This window comes from Halomonas sp. HP20-15, from assembly GCF_033446685.1.
In the GTDB taxonomy this organism is placed as follows: domain Bacteria; phylum Pseudomonadota; class Gammaproteobacteria; order Pseudomonadales; family Halomonadaceae; genus Modicisalibacter.
On record NZ_JAWQLY010000008.1, the window covers coordinates 203,673 to 229,263 of the forward strand.

Here is a 25,591-nt window from a genome sequence, read left to right on the forward strand (position 1 = left end):
ACCCAATGAGCAACACAAAAACAAGGAGTCACGCCATGAGTCCCTTGAAAACCGAACAGACACTCACCGCCCGATTGAAGTACGCCGCGGGCCTAGGCCTGTTTTGTGCTGGACTGACCGCCTTGGCCATACCCGCCACGGCCGACGCCGCCGATACTAACGTGCCCGACGACATCAAATGGACCATTCCCTTTGGCGTGGGTGGCGGTACCGATGTCTGGGCACGCTTCTTTGCTCCCTGGTTCAGCGACTATCTACCCGGCGAGCCAACCATCATGATCGATAACGTGCCCGGGGGCGGCTCGATCAATGGCGCCAATCTTTTTGCGATGCGGGCGCATGCCGACGGTAGCCAGTGGCTGGGTACCTCGGCTTCGACCCAGTATCCGGCGATGCTCAGCGACCCGCGCGTGCGCTATGACTATGCCGACTGGAAACCGATCCTTGCCACGCCGACAGGTGGCGTCGTGTACGCTTCACCGAGCCTCGGTGAAGATGCCGACAGCGCCCTGCAGGCCCTGCTTAAAAAGCCGGTCAAACTAGCTGCACAATCGCCCACAGGCGTCGAACTGCCGGTTCTGATAGCCCTCGATATGCTGGGCGTCGACGTCAATCCGGTATTCGGGATGCGTAGCCGCGGCGAGGGTCGACTGGCATTCGAACGTGGTGAAGCGAACATCGATTTCCAGACCACCTCGGCCTACCTAAGCAACGTCCAGCCGCTGGTCGACGACGGCAAGGCCATTCCACTGTTCAGCCTGGGCGTGCTTAATGACGATGGCAAGATCGTTCGTGATCCGACCTTCCCCGATTTGCCAACGTTCAATGAGATTTACCAGAAGACCGAAAGCAAGGCACCGTCGGGTAACGCCTACGAGGCCTATCGCAAGTTCTTCGCCTCCGGCTACGCCCTGCAGAAACTGGTGATGGTGCCGGCCGATACCCCGGAGGCACTCACCGAGACCTACCGGCAGGCGGCCCGCGAATTCATCAAGACCGACAAGTTCAAGCAGGAATCGGCAGCTCAGCTCGGCCCCTATACGCCGATCGTCGGCAAGACGGTATCGGCCCATCTTGAGGACGCCATGGCGATCAAGGATGAGACGCGTCAGTGGCTGGTCACCTGGTTGGCGGACAAGTTCGACGTCCACTTGGCCACGCGCTGAACTTCCGGCCTCGTCGCATAGCGACGGGGCCGGCTCGATTCCGATACGACAACGCGAAGAAACCACGCCATGCTCGATATTCTTACCTCCAGTCTGGGACAGGTCTTCACCTTCTCCCATCTTCTCTACATGATGCTCGGGATCATCGTCGGCCTGGTGGTCGGCATCATCCCCGGTCTTGGCGGCATAGCCGGCATGTCGCTGCTGCTACCCTTCCTGTACGGCATGGAACCCTCGGTAGCGCTGGGAATGCTGATGGGCTTGGTGGCCGTCATTCCTACTGGCGACACCTTCGCCTCGGTGCTACTCGGCATTCCCGGCTCCAGCGCTTCACAGGCCACGGTGATCGACGGCTTCGCGTTAGCCAAGCGTGGCCAGGCGGCTCGTGCATTGTCCAGTGCCTTCCTATCGTCGATGATCGGCGGCTTGATCGGTGCCGTGGTACTGACCGGTTTCATTCTCATTGCCCGGCCGCTGGTGTTGTCCTTCTCGTCATCCGAGCTGTTCATGCTGACACTGCTGGGCCTGTCGATGGTTGCCGTGCTCTCGGGCCGTGACCTTTTTAAGGGATTAGCCGCATGCGGGCTGGGCTTGTTGGTCGGCGCCACGGGAATGGCACCGGCGACTGGCGAGTTTCGACTGAACTATGGTCTCGATTATCTCTACGATGGCTTGCCGCTGGTGGTAGTCGGCCTTGGTATCTTCGCATTGCCCGAGGTCATCGATCTGCTGACACAGCGAGGTACCATAGCCAGCGAGCCCTGCCGGCTCGGCGCGGGGTGGCGCCAAGGCTTTCGCGATGTACGTCGCGAAAAAGGTCTGGTGGCCCGTTGTGCTGGATTTGGCAGCCTGATCGGTACCATCCCGGGGCTAGCCGGTTCGGTAGTCGACTGGATGACCTATGGTCATGCGGTACAGAGCGCCAAGGATAAGAGTGAGTTTGGCCAAGGCGACATTCGTGGCGTGATCGCCCCGGAATCGGCCAACAACGCCTGCGCCTGTGGAGCGATGGTGCCGACACTTTTGTTTGGCGTACCGGGCTCCGGCAGTGCGGCGGTGTTCCTGGGTGGGCTTCTATTGCTCGGCCTGCAGCCGGGTATCGGCATGATCGAGACCCATCTCGACCTGACCTACACCATTATCTGGTCGCTGGCATTGGCCAACATTATCGGTGCAGGACTTTGCCTGGGGCTCGCTGGGCCGGTCGCCAGCCTTACCCGGGTACGCTTCACCATCCTCGCGCCACTGATCACCATTCTTATTCTGTTCGCCGCCTATCAGGCGACCCGTGCCACCGGCGACCTGGTCGCTCTGGCAGCCGTCGGCGCCATTGGCGTGCTATTCAAGAAGGCCAACTGGTCGCGTCCAGCGTTCTTGATCGGCTTCGTACTGGCTCCCGGTGCCGAAACCTATTTCTACCAGGCGCTACAGTTCCAGGGCAGTGCGGCCTTTGCCCGTCCCGGTGTGCTGATTATCGGCGCGCTGATCCTGGCGGCGCTGTTTATCCCGGCATTCAAGTCACTATGGCAGAAGCGTCGGCAGACTAAAGAAGCTGGAGGCACGGACGCTGATGCGACCGCCCCAGCCGGGCCGGCACGTGCCACGTTGGGCGGTGTGGATATATTGCTACTAGCAGGGTTGCTGGGTCTGGCCGCGTTCGCCTGGAGTGATGTCGCAGGTCTATCGCTATTGGGCAGCGTGTTTCCCAAACTGGCTATCGCCATCATGGCACTGGGCTGTTTTGCCGAAATCGCACGACACCTGATGCGCCGTCCACAATGGCAGCGCCAGGTGTGTCGTGAAGAACTTATCTGGTTGGCGGGCTTCTGCACGCTGATCGCGACCATCCTCGGCCTGGGTTTCATCAGCACTGCTGCGCTGTTTTGTCTGCTGTTTCTACTGGGTATCGCCCGGCTGAAGTTATGGACGGCAGCGGGGATGGCTGTTGGCGTGGTCGCCTTTCTTGTCGGCATGGCCCATTTCCTGACCCTCACCTATCCAAGCGGCGTTCTCGACCCTTGGCTGTTCAGCTAAGCCCCACCATAACCTTCCGCTACCCATTTTAAAGGGTAGCGGAAGGTTATGGTGTGAAGGCTCGTATAATGTGTAGGTAGTGGGAGGAATAACCAGGCCACATGACCCATTGCGTCAATGAGATATCAGAGACGGCCTGGTCCGGGCCGCCACTATCGGCCAGGAGCGGCCGATCAGTGAGAAATGATATAAGTAAAAGCTCAGCCTCGGCGTAGCTCTCGGCCGCAGCACTTACTTAGACCATGTTTTCATTCTCCGGACAATCTGCTGGCTCTGCAGAACACTCAGGTTATTCAACGAGCCGTACGCCACCAGCTCTCAGCCGCGCCATGTAGTCCCCACTTCGGTAGTCCCACTCATCTGGCATAGCCGTGCGCAGGCCAAGCGCTACATCTATATAGCGGGCTTCCGCGCGGGATATCCTTGCAACCTTCAGGAGCTGTCGAATAACGCTAGTAACGTGCTTTACAGACCCTCCCGACTCAAATAGCTGGACGCATATGTTGCGGATCACGGCACGTGGCACCAAGTGCTCTCTGTACTCGTCACCTTTCTCTGACCGAGCGATGTACGTATATTTATCGCTTATGAGCCACTCAAAAAGTCTTGTATCACCACCGCCGAACTCTTCCCACTGCTCAAACAGTATCCAGGCAACCCGAAAGAATACAAGCGAAGCAAGCTGCTCTTCAGTAAACTATCTCATCACTCCCCTTACGTCTAAAATCGTAATATCTAGTAATAAAGGTGGAGAGAGAGAAAAGGTCATCCAATTTCTTGAACCCTACCGCCAACCGCTTGGCCGGCTAGGTACCATAGCGGTTCGCTCAGCAGGCGATACAATCAGCATGAAAGTGGTTGTCCTTTTCTTACGTACGCAGGAACCAGAAACTTGGCGGAATAGGTAATCGGTAATGTCTGCACGCAGTTAAGAACATAGGAATCAAACCAGTCCTAACTGCACTAACATCACTTATGGTCGTGCAAGTTTCTATAGCTTTGTTTAATGTTTCCACCAATGCTTCATGTCCATTATGAGGCGATACATCGGTCACGCAAATGCCGTGATGCGTGTCACCACACCACATTAAATCATCGGACTCCTCATCTGGAAACCATGCTTGATGGGTACAGTTTGGTATCTTTTTATTTAGCCGTTCAGTGAATTCTTTTATCTCTCTCTCATCGGCCACGTACTGCATCCAAAAATAAATATAAGGATATAAAATACTGCCCACACATGCTTCATCAAGGTACGATTGATCCGCACTTTCCGGATGCGCTAGAAGATCAGCGTAGTCTCTCAGACATGTGGGATACTGAGAGTTAGTAATAAGTGCGAAAGTTGTTCGGTGAGAAATGGATTTTAGCCATGGAAGAAAGCGAGACTCTGACTGTGTTAACTGAGCAAGATACATAACTAACGCAATTTCAATCATGTGATCATCTCGAATCGGCGAACTGAGAGTTGGATTTGAATTGATCACCGAAACCAATATATCCAATGTGCGGTTAGTGCTCTCTGTCAAAGACTTCAAGAAATCTGGATCGGCATCTGGTAAATGTTTTGAAAATAGATCAGTCCAAATTCCGCGCGTAGCCAATCTTCCCAAAAGCTCAAACATCGCCAGATTAACATCAACTGACTCTCGTGATCGTACAGCTACAGAGAGTGCGTGCGGCGTCCCGCCATGGGCATATGCCGTTTTTTCTAAGTACATCTCCGATGCTGTGAGATACAGCTTTAAGAACTGATCCAAAATGAACATTAAGATATCATCTTGCTTAGCTGGCCTTTTCTTTGGCTCTCTCTTCCGAATTGAATTCCAGCAGAACAGCATGCCAAGCTCGGAAACCCTGTATGTGCTTTCTAAGTTATTTGCCTCAATTGCCCAAGATATCACTGCATGTAAGCAGATAAACGATTGGCGCAAGCGAAGAAGTTGATCTTTCTGAGAAGAGTGTTCTTCTAGTAGAAGGTTTCCGAGAAAGGCGCGCGTATACTCATAACAAACATTAGGCTCATTGACCATTGCCACTGCTTTTTGGAAGTTACGACGTGGTTCCTCATCTAACAGCTCACGGGCCAAGAGGCATCGCATCATGAGATCGGCTAGTCGATCTCCATTCCACTCTTCGTAGCTTATTTTGTCCGTTGTGTACCGGTCAGTGTATCCTGCCCAGTTCATAAGAGCTGTTTCCTCTAGCTCTCCTCCGCAGCACAGGCAGATTTTAACCGGAAGCTCGGCGTGCTCTCGTGCCACGTTGCTCCGCAGATAAACGTCTCTAATTTCATCCAATTCCGGGCGGACAGCCTGAACTCCCGTTGACCAGTCGCTACGAGAAATGTTTCCCGCCTTGATACAGAATAGGTATAGATATCTCTGCTTATCCTCGCCTTTTATTTTTCCAACAGCTGCTATGTCTACACCATTCTGCCTAGTCCCTATCATTGGCGTGTTCAGTACGCGCAGTCCAATTTCAGAGAGCAGGTTGGGCAAAACAGATTTATCTAGATCCCCACGTTCCTTAAGCGACGCGAGGTACTCTTTCAAAATAATCTTCATTGCGAAACCTTTTGCTCAATTCGAAATACTATAAGCATCTCGTTAAAACCCACGGGATCAACTACAGAAAGCCGTGGAAATTCGGTAGTATAAGAAAACTCTGACAATGGCGTGACGCTGGGTACTTTCTTGCCACCCTCCCCGTGTATTAGGGAAAAGCTTTTCTTTCCGTAAAGGAGAGTTTGGCGAGGGGCTAATTGGAAAAATACTGATCTCTCATGTGCTTGTTTCTGAATTTCTTTATTGCGCTCACGATCCTTAATCGCTGCGGCACGTCGTTGCTCAATAGTGGGACAAAATTCGACCAAGTGCTCCGTTGTTTTAAGACCTTCTAGGTAAGCATCATGCCTTTTTATAAGGCGCTTAATGCAGCCAGAGATGCGCTTTGATGGTTTTCTGTTTTGTTCATCAAGGAAGCTTCGAAGAGCACCACTGTAGCTAAGTAGTAGAGGGTCATATAACAATTCTTCGGCCTCTTCTCGCGCCAACTTCTTACCATTTTTTACGATACTCAAAAGAATGGACGCGGCGGTAACTTCATGAAGCCATAGAAAACCAACGCACTTCCGTGCCAAAAAAACCTGATCGTCTAAATCATCCGGCAACCTGGCCCTAGAAATTTCAACAATTTTGTTTTTCTTGCCGCCTTCTCCAACCATATCCGCAAGAAATTTGCATAAAGCAAACTGACCGCTAACAAGCCAACTCGAATAAAGTTGAGCTGCATTGTCAGAATCTCTCCATATCCACTGGCAAAAATTGTTAAGCTGACTCGGTTCGATTGAGTTTTCCAGCTTCGGAATTTGAGCGGCGAGGACATCTATGACTTTAGTCAGGTCCCACCCTCTGTCTTTCGCATGTAAAGCATGGTCCAACCAATGAAGGGTTGCCTGTGGATTTGAAACTCCTCCAGCGAGAGCCTCCAAAATCATATCGATACTCTCAGCCACAAAGCCCTTTGAATGATAAAAGAGAGCAGCTGATAACTGAACTAATTCGTCACCATCCTTTGCATTGACAATAGCTTCAAGGAACTCCTGTTGTCGGTATGGCTCCAACGAACCAAATTTCCCCCAGGTATTGAAAGCAGTTCCTATAGCGGAAGATCTTACGTCCTGATCTTTATCAATAGCGATGACTTTGCAACACTCGTCTATGATGCGCTTAGCAATAGCTTCACTGCCCACCTCAAGCATCCCAAGAGAACGTAGCCCCACCGCGACAACAGCATTATCTGAGTGCCCTAGCAACTCGAATGCAAGCTCTATGCTCCCAAGGGCTTGAACCGCAAAAACACAATGTGAAAGGCATAATTCATCGAGAGATATAGCCCCCTTGACGATCAGTTTAGCCCTTTCAGGATTGGCTTTGCACCATTTAACCAGCGAAATATTTGGCATGCCTGCTGCGCCGTCATATCCAGCTTTACTAACAAGCGTGTGGACCAACCTAAGCACGTCTCGAAACGAACAATCCAGTTCGGGGATCGCCTGGTTAAATAAATGTACAATCGACCAAAACTCGTTGTGATCAAGGCCCTCAACAACGGCCAGGTTATGATCTGAAACCAACGAAATTTCTCCTGAATTATGAAGCTCGCATAATACTGGGCCGTATTCCTGCCTACGAATACGACTCTCAAGCGAAAGAAGACAAGGAATCAAATCACCACGACGATCAGCGTATTCCAGTTGCTTGTGAATAGAGGATTTGGTTTTCACTGATTAATTACCTTAGAAGGCTACTGTTCGCGGGTAACACGGTGGCAAACTAATCATCCCGCCAGCTGCATAACACGAATCGACGTGCCCACTGGACCTGCCAACATGTCGACTTTGGGTCGTAAGCTGACTTTTAGTTGTCTCAAGCAAACCCGCACCCCCACACCATTTCCCCCATCACCTCATCTAATATGCCGTGCCCGCTCTTCACCAAGGTAAACCAGTGTTTAGCCCGAGTAACACCCGTGTAGACCAATTCTCTAGTCATGTTCGGGTTAGGAGCGTCGGGCAGCAGGGTGGCGTGGATAAATTCCGAGCTTGGAACTCGTGCACGGTCATGGTGAATACGGTTTCCACCGCATGAAGGCGGCGCGGCAGCGCCCGGGTATTGGACGCTGCCAAGCTGGAGTCCCGCTACTCGGTGCCGGACCAGCTCTGTTCCGATTCCACCTGGCCGCGCCGCTGCAACCAGCGCATCACGAGCCAGCACAGCGACGCCCAGGCCGCCCCGGCCGTCCAGCCGGCGAGTACGTCCGTCGGCCAATGTACGCCGAGATAGACTCGGCTCACGCCCACCAGCAGGGTGAGCAGTACCGCCAGTATCAGTAGGTAGGCCTTCAGCCGCAGTGCGGGCTGTACACGGATGAGCAGGGCGGCCAGGGTGAGGTAGGTCACGGCCGACATCATCGAGTGGCCGCTGGGAAAGCTCGCGGTGTAGACCATGGTTTCATGGGGCACGAGATCGGGCCGGGCGCGGTCATAGCCCATCTTCATCACGGTACTCAGCAGCATGCCGCCGGGCACCGCGATCGAGGCAAAGAGCGCCGCGTGATAGCGTCGGGCGAGCAGCAGGTAGCCCAGGGCGCTCAGCGAAATGAGTACCAGCACGGCGACACCCCCCAGCGCGGTGAAGTCCCGGCCTATTTCCTCGACCCACCCCGGGCCGAGCGGGTCGCTGTGATCGGCCGGGTTGCGCAGGGCGAGCAGCAGCCTCTCGTCGATGCTCTGGGTTTCCCCCTCCAGGACGGCATCGGCCAGCTCGACGAATCCCCAGATCCCGCCGGAAAGTACCGACACGCACAGCAGCACCGCCAATTCGTAGCGGCCGAGCCTGGCCAGCAGGGAAAGGCCCTGGCGTCCGGCATGTTTCATTTTTCCGTAGTGCTTCATTGCAACTCCCTTTGCTTTGAGAAACCACACGCTGCGTATTTTCAGCCAAGCCTATTGTGACTGGGCGACTTTAGACTCTCCAACCCACTCACCCGTACCACCTCCCTCGACACGGCCTCATCGAGCATGCCGCGCCCGGTTTCCACCAGCGTCAGCCAATGCCTGGCGCGCGTGATACCGGTGTAGACCAGTTCTCGCGTCAGGATGGGGTTGGGGGCGTCGGGCAGCAGCAGCGCGGTGTGGGTGAATTCCGAGCCCTGCGACTTGTGCACGGTCATGGCGAACACGGTTCCCACCGCCTGCAGGCGACTGGGCAGTACCCACTTGATGGGCTTGTCGGCATCCGCCGTGGGGAAGGCGACGCGCAGCACGCGCTTGCTCGGGTCTTGCGGGTGCGGCTGGGCGAGGGTGATGCCGATGTCGCCGTTCATCAGGCCCAGGCCGTAGTCGTTGCGGGTGACGAGCACCGGGCGGCCGAGATACCAGCCGCGTTCCAGCTCGGCGTCGCTGGCGTTGAGCAGTCCGTGGCGGCGTAGCGCCTGGCCGATGCGCAGGTTCAGGCCCTCCACGCCCCAAGGCCCCTTGCGCAGCGCGCACAGCAGTTGGAAGCGGTTATGCGCTTCGAGCACCGCCAGCGCCCAGCCATCGAATAGCTTTCTTTGTCGGTCGACCGAAGCCTCGACCAGGGCGCGCTGGTTCGGCCTCTGATGATGTAGCACGTCGAGGTAGTGGCGGTAGCCGGTGGGCGGGGCGAGCTCGCCGGTTTTGCCGTGGCGGCCCACGCCGCGATTGGCGAAGCCGGCCGGGTTGCCGTCCACCACCAGCCGCTCGAACGCCGGATCGTCGGCATCCGCCAGGGCGAGGCGGGCGATATCGGCGTAACCCGCCCGGAACACATCGCGGATGGCGTGCTGCTTGTCCCGGGACTGGTGATCGCCGATCAGCGGGGCGTTGACGGCCTGGGCGAGCTGGCCGATGCCGCTGGCCGCATCGAAGCGATGGCTGACGCGCAGCATGGCGATGGCCTGGTCGAGCGGCTGGCCATGCGTGTCCCGGTAATCGTCGGGAACCGGCGCGTCACAGACGCGCTCGAGCCATGCGCAGGTGGCCGGGGTGTAGTGGCCGCCTTCGGCGCGCTGGCACAAATCGCCAAGCACCGCGCCGGCTTCCACCGAGGCGAGCTGGTCTTTGTCGCCGAGCAGGATCAGCCGCGCCCGCGGCGGCAGGGCGCCGAGCACGGCGGCCATCATCTCGATATCGACCATCGAGGCCTCGTCGATCACCAGCACGTCGAGCGCCAGCGGATTGCTGGCGTGGTGGCGAAAGTGGCGGGTATCCGGCCGCGAGCCGAGCAGGCGGTGCAACGTCGTCACCTCGGTGGGAATCTGCCGCTTGAGCGACTCGGGGTCGTCGGTGACGCCGTCGAGGGTCAAGCCGCCGACCTGCCCGGCGATCGACTCGTTGAGCCGCGCGGCGGCCTTGCCGGTGGGCGCGGCCAGGCGAATGCGCAGCGCGCGCTCCGTGTGGACGAGCTGTTGCGACTGCAGCAGGGCGAGCAGCTTGACCACGGTGGTGGTCTTGCCGGTGCCGGGGCCGCCGGTGATCACCGCGAAGCGCGAGCGGGCGGCCAGCGCGCAGGCGATTTTCTGCCAGTCGGGGCCGGGTGTTGGGCCATTGCCGGGGAACAGCGCATCCAGAGCTTGGCGAAGCGGCGTGGCCGATTCATCACTGGCGGCTTCGCTCGCCGCGAGCCTGGCGTTGATCTGTTGGCGAATGTCCTGTTCGTACTGCCAGTAGCGGCGCAGGTAGAGCCGGACGCTACCGAGGCTTTCGAGCTTGACCAGCGGCGTGTTGCCGGAATGATCATCGAGGCCGTCGGCGACCAGCGGCGGGTGGTCGAGCGCGGCGCGCCAGCGCTCGAGCTCCAGCCCCTCCAGCACCTGGCTGGGTAGCGGCGGCGGGTCGCTCAGGTCGTCGCCCTCCGGCGGCAGCGACAGCGCCAGGTTGGGCGCGGCCAGCGTCTGGGCAAGATCCAGGCACACATGGCCACGGCCGAGCTGGTGGCTGGCCAGCGCGGCGGCCAGCAGCAGCAGGGGCGGGCCGTCGTTCACTTCGCGATGCAGGAACACCGCCAGCGCACGGTCCAGCGCGCGCAGCCAGCCGCGTTCCACCCAGCGGTCGAGCAGCGCGACGAGCGCATCGATATCGTCCAGGGCCGGATGCGGGGCCGTCGCCGAGCCATCGCTCGGGTCTTCGAAAAGGTCTTCGAACAGATCGGGCGTGGCGTCGTGCAGGGTGCTCTGTCTGCCTTTGCCAGGCGTGCGCTTGGTCATGCCGGCGTCTCCGTGTCGGTCGGCGCCCCGGCGGCGGCCGCGTGGCCCTGGAACAGCGCATCCATGGCCTCGATCAGCTCGCGGGGCGGGCGCTCGGCGTACACGCCGCGGCTCTCGGCCATGCCGCCCCGCAGGAAGATCGTCAACGAGCCGCCGATGTGGCGGTCGTAATCGTAATCCGGCAGGCGCGATTTGAGCAGCCGGTGCAGGGCGAGCAGGTAGAGCGCGAACTGCAGGTCGTAGCGCTTCTCGGCCACCGCCAGACGCATCGCCTCGTGGCTGTAGGCGGCATCGTCCGGTCCCAGGTGGTTGGACTTCCAGTCGGCGACGTAATAGCGCCCCTCGAACTCGAACACCAGATCGATGAAGCCCTTGAGCATGCCGTTGAGCGTGTCGGCGTCCAGCGGCGAGCGCGGGGTGGCGCCATGCGCACCGGAGAGTGTGTGAGCGCTTACGAGGGCGTCCAGGCGAGGGGTGTCGACCCGGCTGGCGGCGAACCAGAATTCCATCTCGACCTGGTAGGTGGCGAGCGAATCGAGCCTGAACGTCGCCGTGGCCCCGCCCGGCGCCGGCAACGGCAGCTCGGTGGTCAGCAGCGCGCCGAACCATTCGTGCAGGGTGGGCAGCCAGTGGGACCAGCCGCGCAGGTTCAGGCGCCGCGCCAGGGCGTCCTCCCGGGCGGCGGGATCGGCGGCCACCCGGGCGAAGCCCTGTTCGCCGGCCCATTCGAGAATCCCGTGCAGGAAGGTGCCGGGTCCCGGTCCTCGAGGAAAGCGATGCAGGCTGGCGGTCTGCTCGTTGTTGCCGCGATCGCGGGGCTCGGCGATCACTTCCAGTGCGGTGGATTCCAGCGCGGTGGTCGGTTCGGGCAGCGTCACGTCTTCGACCAGACTAATGGATGCGATATCGGCAGGCGCCGTGGGTGGGGCGCTGTGGAGAGTGTCAGCGCTTACTGGGGCGGGTTCGAAGGCGTTCGGCGACACGCCGTCGGCGGAGACGCGCAGCGCCGAGTAGCTGGCGATCCACCAGTGCTCGTGGGCGGGCCGCGCGGGGGTGAGCGCCTCGCCGAGGACGTCATCGACGCTGGCCAGTTCGACGATGCGGGCATGGGCCGGCGGCGCCGGTTCGATGTGGATGCTCGGGCAGGCAGCGTCGCCGTGCCCCTTGAGCGTGGCCAGCGCATCGCCGAAGCCGGCCGGGTCGATGGCGGCGCCGTTGTCGAGCATCTGGCCGATGGCGCTGCCCTCCAGGCCCTTGAGCGGCGCCATGCCCAGCCAGGTGGCGTGACGGGCGCGGGTCAGGGCGACGTAGAGCTTGCGCAGATCCTCGCCAAGGCGTTCGCGGTCGACGGTGGCCAGCGTCTCTTCGTCGGCCTCCAGGCTGATGTGAAGCCGGCCCTCGGCGTCGTGCCAGCGCAGCGGCGAGTCCTCTTTCTTGGTGGGGCGATGGCCGCAGATGAACGGCAGGAACACCAGCGGATACTCCAGCCCCTTGGACTTGTGGATGGTGATCACCTGCACCAGGTCGGCGTCGCTTTCCAGGCGCAGCTTGTGGGCATCGCCCTGGCCTTCGGGATGGGCGATGGACTCGGCCAAAAAGCGGATCAGCGCGTGCTCGCCGTCGAGCTCCTGGCTGGCCTGCTGCAGCAGTTCGCCGAGGTGCAGCAGGTCGGTGAGCAAGCGCTCGCCCTCGCTGGCCGGCCCGCCCTCAAGTAGCCGCGTGGCGATCTCGAAGTCGTTGATCAGCCGTCGCACCAGCGGCAGCACGCCCTGGTTGCGCCACAGTCGATGGTAGTCGCGAAACTGCATGACCCGGCCTTCCCAGGCCAACTCGTCGTCGTTCAAGTCGTTCAGCGTGGCGATATCCAGCCCCAGCGCGGGCATCGCCAGGGCGGTATGCAACTTGCGGGCGTTGTCGGGCTCGGCGCAGGCGTGCAGCCAGGCTTCCAGCTGCGAGGCCATTGCCGAGGCGAACACCTTGTCCTTGTCGGAGAGATAGACGCTCTTCACTCCGCGCCGTGCCAACGCCTGGCGGATCGCCCGCGCTTCGCCCAGGCCGTTGACCAGCACCGCCATGTCGGAGGGCTTCAGCGCTTTGAATGAATCCTCGCTGGTAAACCCGGCGCGACCGCGCTGGCCCTCGTTGAGCAGCTCGACCATGTGCGAGGCGCAGCGCTCTGCCATCTCGCCGTGATAGGCGGTCTTGGAGAGCGGCTCGTCGGCGTCTAGCCGCCACAGCGTCATGGCGGGCAGCGGTCGGCCGTCCACGGTGAGCGAGTCCTTGCGGCCCTTGGCGCCGACGCCGATGAAAGGCACCGGGTTGACGCCGTCGCGCTCCTTGAACAGAAACGCCCCGGGCGGGTGGGACTCGGCATGCGCGAAGCAGCGATTGACCGCCGCGACCATCTCGGCGCTGGAGCGGAAGTTGGTGCCCAGGGTGACGTGGCGGCCCTGGGTGTCGCGGCGCGCGCGCAGGTAGGTATGGATGTCGGCGCCGCGGAAGGCGTAGATCGCCTGCTTGGGATCGCCGATCAGGAAGACCCCGCACTCGCGACGGTTCTCGTGAATGTGGTAGACGCAGTCGAAGATGCGGTACTGCACCGGGTCGGTGTCCTGGAATTCGTCGACCAGCGCCACCGGGAACTGGCGGCGGATCTGCGCGCCCAGCGTCTCGCAGTTGGGGCCGGCCAGGGCGCGATCGAGATGAGTCAGCAGCTCGTTGGGGCCCATCTCGGCGCGACGCTGCTGCTCGCGATCGAGCCGCTCGCGACACCAGTGCACGGCATGGGTGAGCAGGTCGGCGTACGGGTCGGACAGGGCGCGCAGTTCGCCCTGGAGCGCCTCCAGCGCGGCCAGCGCCGGGTGATCTGGCGGCTCGCCCTTGAGCCAAATCTCGGCCATGCCGTCCGGGGTCAGGCGCCGCCAGGCGGCGTCGGTCAGGCCCGGCCAGGTGGCATCGCCCTGGCACCATTCGCGCAACGCGCCGAGCCAGTTGGCGCGGCTCCTGGCGTTGAAGCTCTGGCCCTTGAAGGCCTTCTGCCTGGCGGCTTCCTCGAACAGTATTTCGCATTCGTCGAGCCAGGCCGGCCACGGCGCCTTGAGCTCCGCCAGGCGCCGGGCGGCCTCTTGCTGGGCGCGGGAGACGGTTTCGGCGGGAGGCGGGGCGCCGTTGGGCAGCGCCGCGCATTCGCCCATCAGGTTGCGTACCGCCTGGTGCAGCGCTTCCGGCGCGTCCCAGTGGCGCACCACGCTGGCCAGCGCCTCGGCGTCCAGCGAATAGTAGAAGTTGCGCCAGTAGTCGCGCACCACCTCGAGCTCCAGCTCGGTCTGGTCGTTTTCCAAGTCGAGCGAGAACAGGCTGCCGCTGTCGAAGGCGTGTTCGCGCAGCATGCGGTAGCACCAGCTATGGATGGTCGAGACGGCGGCCTCGTCCATCCACTCGGCAGCGAGTTGCAGGCGTCGCGCGCAGGCCTGCCAGCTGGCCGGGTCGTACTGGTCGCGCAGGGCGAGAAGCAGCGGGTCGGCTTGGCTTCCCGTGGTCGGGGCTATTCCGTCGACAGGCCTCTGCGAGGGCGCTGTGAACCCTTCCCTGGGCGCTACTTTTTCCATCCCTGGAAAAAGACCCTCGCTGCGACCTTCCGCCGTCGCCCCCGGGCGGTCGGTCGCGTCTTCGGGCGACTGTGGAGAGCGCGACTGTAAAAAGACCTCGGCGGCCTCGACCAATCGCGAACGAATCCGCTCGCGCAGCTCCTGGGTGGCGGCGTTGGTGAACGTCACCACCAGGATCTCGGGCGGGGTCAGCGGGCGCTCGAAGGCGGCCGGGTCGTCATCGTGACGCGCGCCGAGCACCAGGCGCACGTAGAGCAGCGCGATGGTGAAGGTCTTGCCGGTGCCGGCGCTGGCTTCGATCAGGCGGCTGCCGTGCAAAGGAAAGCTGAGTGGGTCTAGCTGCGTGACGTCGCTCATGGCTGGCTCCCCGCTTGCTTGCCCTGTGCTTTCTTGTCTTTGCCGTTGTTGCCCTGCTCTTGCTTGTCCCGCTCTTGTTTATCCCCCTTGACGGCGCGATGCACCGGGGCCAGCAGCCGCTCGGTGAGTTCGGCGAAGCCGAAGGCGTCGAGGCGATGCTCGTACAGCGCGGCAAAGCTCGGCCAGCGGTGGGCGAGGTAGGGGTTGCGGTCGACTTCGCCGGCGTTGTAGCCGTCGCCCTCGTAGGTCTTGCGTGCGGCATGCCAGGCGTCGTCGCCGCGCTCGCTGTCCGGCGTGCCCAATTTGCTGAGCCAGACGAAGGCGCTGGTGCTGGCCAGCGGCAGTGGCCCGCGCATGCCGGCCTGCCAGGCGGCGACGATGTCGAGAAGATGCTGGCGGGCGGTGGCCGGCTCGAGCGGCGGCAAGGTGACGTGGCCGGCCTTAGAGAGCAGCCGCGTGGTCATCGGCTCGCCATTCAAGTGGCCGGCCAGATGCGCGACCCACGGGCGCAGGATGTGATGCCAGTGATACTTGCCTTTCTTGATCAGGCTGCTGCTGGTCAGTACCAGGCGGCAGCGCTCGCCGTCGGCGCTGTGCCGCAGCCCGTCCAGCCAGTCTTCCAGCGGCGGCGCGCCGGGGACGTCGAGCAGGATCGGCTCGGGCTCGTCGAGGGCGTGGGGCCAGGCGTCGAGCGCGGCTTCGTAGGTTTCGAACAGCGCTTCCATCGGCTCGACGAGTTGCTCGCGCATGCGGTTGCCGAACGCGCCCATGGCCAGCACGCCCTGGCCCTGCAGGCGCTCGAGCGCCTGGTGCATGGCCGGTAGCCGCGGCTCGCCGTCGTCCACGGCGCGGCGCTGTACCTGGATCAACTGATCCTGCAACTGCCAGTTGGCGAGACCGTCGAGGGCGAAGGGCTCGTGGTCGAGGCTGACCAGGTCCTCGCGCTCGAGAGCGACCTTGAGCCGGGTGGTGAAAAAGGCCCGCGCCGGGTCGCGCAGGAAGTTGCCGAGTTGGATGAGCGTGAGTGGGCCTTCCTGGGCGAATTCGCCGAGTTCGCCACGCTCGACCATCGGGGACGTGTCGCCATGCACCGCGCGCCATTCGTGGGCGTAGGTGATCAGCCGGCGCTGGCCGACGCCGCGCCCGGCCAGTGCCGCCGGGGTCGGGAAGTAGGTGCGGCTGAACGGCTGCAGCGGGTGCACGCTGGTCAGCGCGTTCAATAGCTCTTCGTCGTGGGCGGAGCGCCAGCCGGCGCGCAGATGATCGCGCAGCTGGCCGACCAGCACCGAGGGCGGTTTCTCGCTGTTGTCGACGATGCTGCGGCCCACCCAACTGACGTAGAGTTGGTCGCGGGCCGAAAGCAGCGCCTCCAAGAACAGGTAGCGGTCGTCCTCGCGGCGCGAGCGGTCGCCGGGCCGGTAGTCGCCGTTCATCAGGTCGAAGTCCATCGGCGGATGGCTGCGCGGATAGTCGCCGTCGTTCATGCCCAGCAGGCAGACGCGCTTGAAGGGGATCGCGCGCATCGGCATCAGCGTGGCGAAGTTGACCGCCCCGGCCATGAAGCGTTGCGACAGGCTGTGTTCGTCGATCTGCGCAAGCCAGTGCTCGCGCACCACGGAAAGCGGCAGTTCGCGGGTCAGTCCGGCTTCCTCGGCGCTCTCCTGCCAGCCCTGCAGGGCCAGTTCGAGCTGGGCCAGCATCAGGCTGTCCTGGGCGTCGTCGCCGCTGAAGCTCTCCTCGAGCAGCGTGCGCAGCCGCTGCACCCAGCCGTTGACGTCGGTGGGCTCGCGCAGCGCGTGCCACTGGCGCTCCAGGGTTTCCAGCAGGCTGGCCAGCGGCCCGGCGAGCTGGGCTTCCAGCCCGCCGATGTCGTCGAACGGTTCGATCTCCCGCCAGGGGCCGCTGGCCGCCTCGCCCACGGTGTAGCCGAGCAGCAGCCGGCGCAGGCCGAAGGCCCAGGTGTTCTGCTCCATGCCGTCGGGCAGGTCGAGGCTTTCGCGCTGGCGACCGTGCAGCCCCCAGCGAATGCCGGCGCCCTGAATCCAGCGGCGCAGGGTGGGCAGATCGTCCTCTTTGAGCCCGAAGCGCTCGCGCAGCGCCGGGACGTCGATCAGATCGAGCAGATCGCTCACCGAGAGGCGCAGTTCGGGCAGGCGCAGCAGCGTTTCCAGGGCGATCAGCAGCGGCAGGCGATGGCGGCTGCCCTGGTCGGACAGGGTGTAGGGAATGAAGCGCGGGTCGCTGGGGCCGGCCTGGCGTCGCTCGTGGGGGCTGTACTCGTATTGCTTCCTTTCGTACTGACTGAAGACGGCCTGGATATGCGGCGCGTACTGGTCGATGTCCGGCACCATGACGATGATGTCGCGCGGGCGAAGCTCGGGGTCGGCGCTGAACGCGGCGAGCAACTGGTCGTGAAGGATCTCGACCTCGCGCTGCGGGCTGTGGGCGAGGTGGAAGACGATCGAGTCGTCGCGGCGGGTGTCCACCGCCGGCCAGTTCTCGCGGGTCTCGTGGGGCGGGCGCAGCTCGCGGATGTCGTCCTGCAATTGATTGAGCAGGCGCTGCCCGCCGCGGCTGTCGACGAACGGCTCGAACAGGTCGATGCGCAGCGCCTCGGCGGCGAACAGGCCCTCGTACTGCTGGCTGTCGTCGTGCTCGTCGAGCAGCCGCAGGTAGTCGCGGCCCTGCTTGCCCCAGGCGGCGAGCAGCGGCTGGGCGTGCAGGTGCAGGCCGGCCTCGCCGTCACCATCGCCGAGCACGTCGAGTTGCGTGGGCATGCCCGGCTTGCGGCGTTGACGACGACTCGCTGCCCTCAACAGGTCCTTGTGCTCGATGATATCGGCCCAGTAGTGCTGGCAGGGGTTATGCACGCACAGCACCACCTGGCAGCAGCGGGCGATGACGGCCAGTGCCTCGAGCGTTTGCTGGGGCAGCGAGGAGATGCCGAAGACCATCACCCGGCGCGGCAGCCCGGGCGGGCGAGCGTCGCAATCCAGATGATGCGCGGCTTCGAGGAAGCGGCGATGGACCATGGCGCGGCTCGACGCGACGCCGTCGTCGCCGATGTCCTCGGCGACACTCTCACAGACGGCCCGCCACAGCGCCGGCTGCCAGCACTGGCTCGCGTCGAGCGCCCGGGCCTCGCCGCGGGCGGTGATCAAGACGTCCTCACCGCGGCTCCAGGTGTCCAGCCAGTCGGCCCGGTAGACCTGGTACTGGTCGAACAGGTCGGCCAGGCGCTCGGCGAGCTGATGGTGCTTGCGCAGGTCGTCATCGCCCTCGAGGAACTGGCGCAGCGGGGCGAAGACCTCGCGCGACATCAGCTCCGGCAGCAACCGCCACAGCCGCCATACCAGCCGCGACTTGTCGAACGGCGAGGTGGCCGGCACGGCGCCAGGGTCGTTCTCGACATGAGTGAGTACCGCGCGGTAGGCCTGCCACAAAAAGCGCGCCGGCAGGGTGATGTCCAGCGCGGCGGCGATGCCGGTGCCGCCATCGCGCTCGTCGGCGGCCAGCGCCAGTTTCATCCACTGGGCAATGCCGTTGCTCTGGACCAGGATTACCTCGTCTTCCAGCGGCGTCAGCGGATGGCGTTTCATCCACTCCACGGCCACGCCGCGCAGGTCCTCCAGGCGGTTGCCGTGGATGGCCATGAAGCCGGGCTGGAGGGCGGGTGACGAGGCGAGGGGCATGGCGGGCTTTTCCTACGTACGATTAGCCCTGCCATGGTGCCACAAATGCGCTTTTACGGGGTCGTGGTCAGCGCGCTATTTGACGAATCGGGCGGCTAACCCAGCACCTTGCCCTCGCACCAGTAGCCCATGCTGGTGACGTAGCGCTTGGGCAGCCCGCACTCGTTGACCAGATAACGTCGAATGCCCCGCGCCACCTTGGTTTCCGCGGCGATCCAGGCGTAGAAGGGGGCGCTGTCGTCGGCGCTCGCGGCTTCCCAGAACAGGCAGTCGTCGGCCGTTTCTTCGAGAGTGTCCGCACTCTCTGCACTTCCGAGCGTACTGCCGGGCTGGCCGCCCAGGGCGCGGATTTCCTGGTGCAGGTTGAGATCGCGCACCGCGCTCAGCAGCCGCTCGCCGTGGGCACAGCCGGGGGCGGCGTCGCGCGGCAGCCAGCGTACCTGGGCGGTGGGCGTCAACGGCTGCTCGTCGCCGCCTTGCGGCACCTCGACCAGCGCTTGTACCAACGGCCGGTCGGAGCGCGTGGCAAGCTCTTCCAGAATCCCGGCGGCCGCCGGCAGGGCGGTCTCGTCGGCCACCACCAGGATGCGCCGCACCCCGCGCGGCGGCTTCCATTCGAAGCCCACCGGGTCCGTGTCGGCCACCGGGGCGGTCATCGCCAGGCGATCGCCGGGGCGGGCCTGCATCGCCCAGCGCGAGGCGGGGCCGTTGTCGCCGTGGAGCACGAACTCGACGTCGACCTCGGCACTGGCCGGGCGCAACGCGCGAATGGTGTAGGTACGCATCGGCGGGCGCTGGGCGTCGGGCAGGGCGCGATAGGCGCCGTACCAGTCGTGCTCTTTGAGGCGGACGATCTCGAACAGCGCGTCGAGACCGCCCTGGACGCCAGTTTCGCTGCCGGATTCAGTGCCGGGGAAGAACAGCTTGATGCGCTGGTCCGGCGCGTGGGTGGCCATCTGGCCGACCGCCGGCCCGGTGAAGGTGAACCTGACCAGCGAGGGGCTGACCTGGGTACGCCGGGCGAGGGTGACGTCGAATATTCGATAGCTTTGCTTTGCGGCCATGGCGTGTTCCCCGTTGCGATCGCAGCAGGCTATCACTCCTGATAACCATTCTCAATTGACCGCTTGCCTGGTTTCCCGCCGAGGCAAAGTGACGTGCCCGCCGGGAACGCCGCCATCGCCGCTCACTCCCTGAGGTATGCCGCGTTTCAGGGCGTGGCGCCGGCCGGTTCGGCGAGACGGCGTGCCAGTGCCTTTCGGTCCACTTTCCCCATGGCGCTTTCGGGGAGTTCGCCGATGGCGATAATCCAAGCCGGCTGATGGCTGCGGGAAAGACGCTGGCTGACGAGATTCATCAGCCTGACCGTGTCGATATCGTGATCGGCGTTGGGGACCACGAAGGCGACGGGCACTTCCCCGAGGTCGGGGTCGGGTTTTCCCACGACGCAACAGGCGTCGATCGAGGGATCCGCGATGAGGACGCGCTCGATCAGCTCGGGCGCGATGTTTTCTCCGCCGCGGATGATGACGTTCTTGATCCTTCCGGTTATCGACAGGTAGCCATCCTCATCGAAGCGTCCGAGATCGCCGGTGCGGAACCAGCCGGAAGCGATGTCGTCGCGGCAGGGGATGCCCTTTTCGTCGAGATACCCGCTCATGAGCGCCGGCCCGGCGATGGAGATCTCGCCTTCCTGGCCCGGCGCAACGGGGACGTCGCCATCTACCTGCAGCAGTGCAACCGTCTGGCCATCCAGCACGGTACCCACGGAGCCGATGCGCCGGCGCTCCGGCGGGTTCATGGTCGAGGTGCAGGTTGCCTCGGAAAGTCCGTAGGAAACCACCACGGGGCAGCCGAACAGGGCTTCCATACGTTCCTGGAGGTCGACGGTGATGGGCGCTGATCCGCACCGCACCATGCGCAGGGCGGCCAAGGCGGCGGCCGGGAAGTCATGGGCGAGCATGCGGGAATACATGGTGGGTACCCCGGTAATGATCGTCGGTCGATACCGTTCCATGAGACCGGGAACGTTCTCCGCCTTGAAGCGCGGCGTGAAGGCGATCGAGCACCCCGAAAGCAGCGGCGTCAGGATCTGGTTGTTGATGCCGTTGGTGTGATAGATCGGCATGATGTGCAGGAGCCGGTCGTCGGGCGTCAGCGCGGTATGCCGAACGACGCCCAGCGCATTGCAGCTCAACGCACGGTGCGTCAGCTGAAGTGCCTTGGGTTGCCCGGTACTGCCCGAGGTGAACAGGATCAACGCCGGACTATCGGCCGTCACCGGCGATCCGGGCTCGGTCCTGCCGCGATCGCCGCTCAACCGTGAACGATCGAGAACGGTGCAGTCATGAGGCGCGTCGGCGAACTGGTGGGCCTGGGTCTCGTCGGTAACCACCCAGCGACAGCGAAGCCGCCGCAGCCGATCCGCCATTTCCTCCGGCGAGGTTCTTGGCTCCATGGGACACAGGCAACCGCCGGCCTGGAGTATCGCCAACAGGACCACGACGCTGTCTCCGGTCCGGGCCATCGACAGGGCGACCGTATCGCCGGGCTCGATGCCGCGAGCGATGAGGTCGGCTGCCAGCGCGTCGACACGAGCGGCGAGTTCGCCGTACGTGAGCGCCGTGTCCTCGCTGAGCAGAGCGGGGCGATCATGCCAGTCCCGAGACCGCCACAGGACCCTGTACTTATCGAGCAAAGTCTCTTCTTGCATGTCTCACCTCACCGAATGGTAACCGCGGCATCTGCCTCGAAGCGGCCTTCTGGATCGAGCGATTGCAGGGCGTCGCGCTCGGCGCCGGTCGGTCGTGGCGTGAGCGTGGCCCCGTCATGCTCGAAGGAGAACCCGGTGCGTTCTCGCACCTCGTCCAATGTCACCTCTGGATGCCAGGACTCGAGAGCGAGCCGGCCGTTGCGCTTCTTGAAGACGGCAATCGGGGTGACCACGCTGTCCATCCCGCCCCAGGAGGTGACGAAGTGAAGCGTGTTCACCAGAGTCCTGGTGGAATGCTCGGTTCGCCAGGTGCAGGCCCGCCTGGCCGTCGGCAGCATCACGGCGCCGCCGCCGCCGCCCGGCAGCCTGACCTTGGGGTGATGCCAGTCGCCGATGACCGAGTTGTTGACGTTGCCTTCGCCGTCGATCTGGGCGGCGCCCAGGAAGGTCAGGTCCATGCGGCCCCGGGTGCAGAGGTCGTAGAAATCCTCGTTGGAGAAGATCGATGCCGAGCCGTGGGCCAGGGCGGGATCCGAGCTCGATAGCGGAATATGCTCGACGTCCGGGTCCACGCCGCCGGCGACGTTGATGTAGATGAAATCCCAGTCGTAGGCACGTTTGGCCATCAGGCAGGCCAGCATCGGGAACGTCGAGTTGACGCCAGAAAAGGTGATTTCGTCGGGCCGGATGAGGCGCGCCAGGTTGGTGACCAGGTACGAGAATGCTGACCAGCGCTCAGACATGGGTGTCACTCCTCTCGGCCGTGGCGCGGACTTCGGGGGCAGACGCGAGATGGCGTTCCAGGGCGTCTTCACCCGGGGCCAGGTAGGCGTCGATGGCCGGGTAATCGATCTCGTAGTCCGGATAGTTGGAGCCGGGCCAGGCTCCTTGCGGACAGACGCAGGCCGCCTCGACCAGGAAATAGGGGATGAGGGTCGCTTCGGGCCGGTCGACGAAGGTCAGGGTATCGACGCATCGCTCGGCAACGACGAGCACACGGTCGGCCGCGCGGCTCATGATGCGATCCCAGTGGCTCGTGCCGAGGACGCGGGTATTGCCCTGGGCATCGATTTCGTTGGCGTGGATGACGGCAAAATCGGGGCGTATGGCGGGGATGACATACACCGATTCCCCGCTGCCGTAGGGATCCTCGAGCGTCTGCCAGCCGTTGAGCGCGGCGAGGCCGCTGCCCTGCAGCCCGCCACAGGGCTGGAACGGCACGCCATAGGCGGCGGCGCGCAGGCCGGCGGTCAGGCTTGCACAGGCATGCTCCTCCAGCAGGAGGTTTCCCTCCTCGATACGCCGGCGGTACCAGGGTGCCAGGCCGAAGTTACCCTCCATGGCCACGATGCCGGTACGGGCACGTGTCACGACGCCGGTACGACACAGGATATCGATATCGTATCCCGGCGACTGTTTGATGATTTCAAGATCGCGCCGCCCCTGACGGATCAGTTCCCGGACCAGGGCAAAGGGACCGCGATGGAGAAAGCTGCCGCCGAGTGCGACGGAAGCGCCATCGGGAATCTTTGCGGCAAGTTCCTCGAGAGCGATGATCTTGTTTTTCGAGATATGACCGGACGACGACATGGCGGGCCTCCAGAGAGTGATGGCGATCCTGGACTATCCAAGATAAGTCTCGATGCGCTGCTTCAGGCCGGGCGTTGCCGCGGATTCCACGAGGGATGCCAGGTCGTGGACCAGCATCCTGTCCGCCAATGCCGCGTTGAGCAGCGCGCGTGAGGGATCGGGGATTCCGGCGGTCGCCTCGTCGCGAAGCGACTTCCATTCGTCGCGCTCGGCGACTCGTGTCGAGAACCCGATGCGGTTGGCTTCGGCGGCGTCGAAGGTCCGTGTGGACGAGAGAATCTCGTGCGCCCGGTCGCGACCGACGATCGAGGCGAAGCGTCGCGTTCCCAGTACGAGGCCGAATTTCAGGCCAGGCATGCGAAAGGTCGTGTCGGGGGTGCAGATACGCTGTCTGCATACGGCGAACAGGTCGACGCCGGCACCGAAGTTGCGGCCGTGGGCGAACGCCATCGTGTGCGCGGGGGAGCGCACGATCCTCTGCAGCAACTGCTCGATGCGTACGAATCGAAGGACGAGATCGCCCTCGCTGTGTTCCTGCCAGTTCGTGAAATCGAAGCCGGCGCTGAAATTCTTGCCCTCGCCCTGGAAGGCGATGACTTCGATGCCGCGTCGACTCGCGTCATCGATCACCCCGATCAGGTCTTCCACGAGCGCCGAGGACAGGGCGTTGCGCTTGTCGGGTCGATTCAGCGAAACGGTCAGGGCGCCGGGGCGCTCCGAGACCTTCAGTCGTTCACTCATGGCGGGTTTTCCGTTGCAGCGTGGCCAGGACGTCTTCCGTATGTTCGCCGAGAAGCGGCGGGGGGCGACGTATCGTCTGGGGCGTTCCGCCCATGAGGACCGGCGAGCCAAAGGTCCGGGTCGTGACCCCGTTCGGCAGCGTCAGGGGCTGCACCCACCCCATGTGTTCCACCTGCGGATCGGCCAGGACTTGCGAGTAGGAATTGATGGGCGCGCAGGGCACGCCGATGGCGCGGAACCGTTCCAGCCAGACGGCGCAATCCGCTTCCTGAAAGATGGCTTCGAGATTGTCACGCAGCTCGTGCTGATGCTGGGCGCGCAAGGTCGTCGTTGCGTACTTGGGCTCATTCTCCCACTCGGGCCGGTCGACGACGGTACAGACTTTCTGCCACAGCGCATCGTTGCCGGCAGCCATGCCGAAATAGCCGTCTCGTGCGGCAAAGGCCTGGTAGGGGGCATTGCGAGGATGTGCGCTGCCCAGCTTCACCGGATCCTTGCCGCTGCCGAAATATTCGGAGGTCTGCAACGCGGCGATACCCAGCGTGGCGCCCAGCATCGGCACGTCGACATGCGTTCCCTGGCCCGTTTCCTGTGCGGCACGCAGCGCCGCCAGCGCGGAGTAGGCGCCGTAGAGACCCGCGCAGAAGTCGGCAAGCGGTACGCCGCACTTGACCGGTGCGCCACCGGGTTCGCCGGTCACGCTCATGATGCCGCTCATGGCCTGTATCGTCAGATCGAACCCCCCTTCCTGGGCGCGAGGACCCGTCTGTCCGTAAGCGGAAATGGAGACGTAAACCAGTGCCGGATTCCGCTGGGAAAGGGTGTCGTAATCGAGGCCGAGACGCGTCATGACACCGGGACGGTTGTTCTCGATCACGATGTCGGCGTTTTCGCAAAGTAACCGGGCATTATCCCGATCGTCCGGGTCCTTCAGGTTCAGGGCAACGGATCGCTTGTTGCGGTTGAGCGAGGCGAAGTTTTCGCTGAATCCCTCGGTAATGGGAGGCCAGGCACGCAGGTTGTCGCCCCCTTTTGGGCTTTCGACCTTGATGACGTCCGCCCCCATGTCGGCCAGCAACATGCCACAAAATGGCCCGGCCGCCACGTTGCAGAATTCGATGACAGTGACCCCTTCGAGTGGTTCTTTCATGGTTCGGCCTCATGTTGCATGCGGTATTTCGGTGTCGTGTTCAGGCTACTGAACAGCGAGTGGCGAGACAGCGAGCGTCCAATGCGACGCGGCCACGCCGCGTGTCTCATATAATAGAACGTAGTATCAGTATATGATACGAAGTTCCCCTGTCAAATGATCGCGACGCTCCCGTGCCTGGCGCGGGGGTAAGTCGTGTCATGTCCAGGAGATAAGTGTCTGTCGAGACGGGGAAGTGCTAGGTGGGTAGGGGTGGGACGCCGACCTGGAGAACGAGAGATTAGAACTAAAGTTTAGTCGGCGTTTTACGAAGGGCTATGCCACGCTCTTTATGTGGAACGCTGTATTAATATTTAGAACAAGTATTCGGCTAAAGAAGATCCATCGCAAAGAACCGGCCTGGAAGCCACTTCTGGACCATCGATGCCCCGGGATCTTTCTGCCTGGCGTACCACCGTGAGATGGAACGTCTCATGCCGTTGGCGACTCGCCATGAACCAGACGTCGCCATCGGCGTCTCTCGAAGCCACAACGACAAGAAACTGAGTCAAAGGAAACCACGCTATGAACAAGCATCAGCTACTCAAGTCGACACTCGGTGTCGCCACCGCCTTCGCTCTGGGTCTTGGCAGCATCGCTGCCAGCGCCCAGGACAATGGCGGAGGCGGCCATTACATCATGGGCACCGCGACCACCGGCGGCACCTACTACCCGGTGGGCGTGGCGCTGTCGACGCTGGTCAAGGTCAA

General features: G+C 62.5%; 14 protein-coding genes and 2 pseudogenes. 3 read left to right on the forward strand and 13 right to left on the reverse strand.

Going from position 1 to position 25,591, the window contains the following annotated elements; translation table 11 throughout:
• Positions 1 to 35 precede the first annotated feature (35 nt).
• The gene (locus R6258_RS12535; protein ID WP_318450754.1) at positions 36 to 1,166 is read left to right on the forward strand and encodes a tricarboxylate transporter; all 1,131 of its coding nucleotides are present in this window, start codon (positions 36 to 38) and stop codon (positions 1,164 to 1,166) included.
• A gap of 69 nt (positions 1,167 to 1,235) precedes the next feature.
• Complete coding sequence (locus tag R6258_RS12540; protein WP_318450756.1) at positions 1,236 to 3,200, forward strand: tripartite tricarboxylate transporter permease; 1,965 nt, start codon at positions 1,236 to 1,238, stop codon at positions 3,198 to 3,200.
• Positions 3,201 to 4,069: 869 nt separating this feature from the next.
• Here the strand turns inward: R6258_RS12540 and R6258_RS12545 are convergent.
• The 13 genes and pseudogenes from R6258_RS12545 to R6258_RS12600 form a co-directional block, all read right to left on the reverse strand.
• Complete coding sequence (locus tag R6258_RS12545) at positions 4,070 to 5,767, reverse strand: hypothetical protein (protein ID WP_318450758.1); 1,698 nt, start codon at positions 5,765 to 5,767, stop codon at positions 4,070 to 4,072.
• Positions 5,764 to 7,488 (reverse strand): hypothetical protein, encoded by a 1,725-nt coding sequence (locus R6258_RS12550; protein WP_318450760.1) that lies wholly within the window; start codon positions 7,486 to 7,488, stop codon positions 5,764 to 5,766. The genes R6258_RS12545 and R6258_RS12550 overlap by 4 nt, the downstream gene beginning before the upstream one ends.
• Positions 7,489 to 7,630: 142 nt before the next feature.
• A pseudogene (locus R6258_RS18890) lies at positions 7,631 to 7,866 on the reverse strand (ATP-binding domain-containing protein); the annotation flags it as partial.
• A 36-nt stretch (positions 7,867 to 7,902) separates the two neighbouring features.
• The gene (locus R6258_RS12555; protein ID WP_318450762.1) at positions 7,903 to 8,658 is read right to left on the reverse strand and encodes a phosphatase PAP2 family protein; all 756 of its coding nucleotides are present in this window, start codon (positions 8,656 to 8,658) and stop codon (positions 7,903 to 7,905) included.
• Positions 8,659 to 8,699: 41 nt separating this feature from the next.
• Complete coding sequence (recD, locus tag R6258_RS12560) at positions 8,700 to 10,991, reverse strand: exodeoxyribonuclease V subunit alpha (protein ID WP_318450764.1); 2,292 nt, start codon at positions 10,989 to 10,991, stop codon at positions 8,700 to 8,702.
• A complete protein-coding gene (gene recB, locus R6258_RS12565) occupies positions 10,988 to 14,956 on the reverse strand; it encodes an exodeoxyribonuclease V subunit beta (protein ID WP_318450766.1) in 3,969 nt (1,322 codons plus the stop codon). The genes recD and recB overlap by 4 nt, the downstream gene beginning before the upstream one ends.
• Positions 14,953 to 18,648 (reverse strand): exodeoxyribonuclease V subunit gamma, encoded by a 3,696-nt coding sequence (gene recC / locus R6258_RS12570; protein ID WP_318450768.1) that lies wholly within the window; start codon positions 18,646 to 18,648, stop codon positions 14,953 to 14,955. The genes recB and recC overlap by 4 nt, the downstream gene beginning before the upstream one ends.
• A gap of 95 nt (positions 18,649 to 18,743) precedes the next feature.
• Positions 18,744 to 19,712 carry a siderophore-interacting protein gene (locus R6258_RS12575; RefSeq protein WP_318450770.1) on the reverse strand — a complete coding sequence of 323 codons (969 nt, stop codon included), beginning with the start codon at positions 19,710 to 19,712 and terminating at the stop codon, positions 18,744 to 18,746.
• Positions 19,713 to 19,858: 146 nt separating this feature from the next.
• The gene (locus tag R6258_RS12580) at positions 19,859 to 21,361 is read right to left on the reverse strand and encodes a class I adenylate-forming enzyme family protein (RefSeq protein WP_318450772.1); all 1,503 of its coding nucleotides are present in this window, start codon (positions 21,359 to 21,361) and stop codon (positions 19,859 to 19,861) included.
• 8 nt (positions 21,362 to 21,369) lie between these two features.
• Positions 21,370 to 22,104, reverse strand: coding sequence for a CoA-transferase subunit beta (locus R6258_RS12585; RefSeq protein ID WP_318450773.1), 735 nt, complete (start codon positions 22,102 to 22,104; stop codon positions 21,370 to 21,372).
• Positions 22,097 to 22,951: a CoA transferase subunit A gene (locus tag R6258_RS12590; protein ID WP_318450775.1), complete on the reverse strand. Its 855-nt coding sequence runs from the start codon at positions 22,949 to 22,951 to the stop codon at positions 22,097 to 22,099. The genes R6258_RS12585 and R6258_RS12590 overlap by 8 nt, the downstream gene beginning before the upstream one ends.
• 33 nt (positions 22,952 to 22,984) lie before the next feature.
• Positions 22,985 to 23,692 carry an enoyl-CoA hydratase/isomerase family protein gene (locus R6258_RS12595; RefSeq protein ID WP_318450777.1) on the reverse strand — a complete coding sequence of 236 codons (708 nt, stop codon included), beginning with the start codon at positions 23,690 to 23,692 and terminating at the stop codon, positions 22,985 to 22,987.
• On the reverse strand, positions 23,685 to 24,842 hold the full coding sequence (locus R6258_RS12600) for a CoA transferase (RefSeq protein WP_318450779.1): 1,158 nt from the start codon (positions 24,840 to 24,842) through the stop codon (positions 23,685 to 23,687). Before R6258_RS12600 ends, R6258_RS12595 begins: the two co-directional genes overlap by 8 nt.
• 564 nt (positions 24,843 to 25,406) lie before the next feature.
• On the opposite strand from R6258_RS12600, the pseudogene R6258_RS12605 reads away from it, so the two are divergent.
• Positions 25,407 to 25,591 (forward strand): annotated as a pseudogene (locus R6258_RS12605) (C4-dicarboxylate ABC transporter substrate-binding protein); the annotation flags it as partial.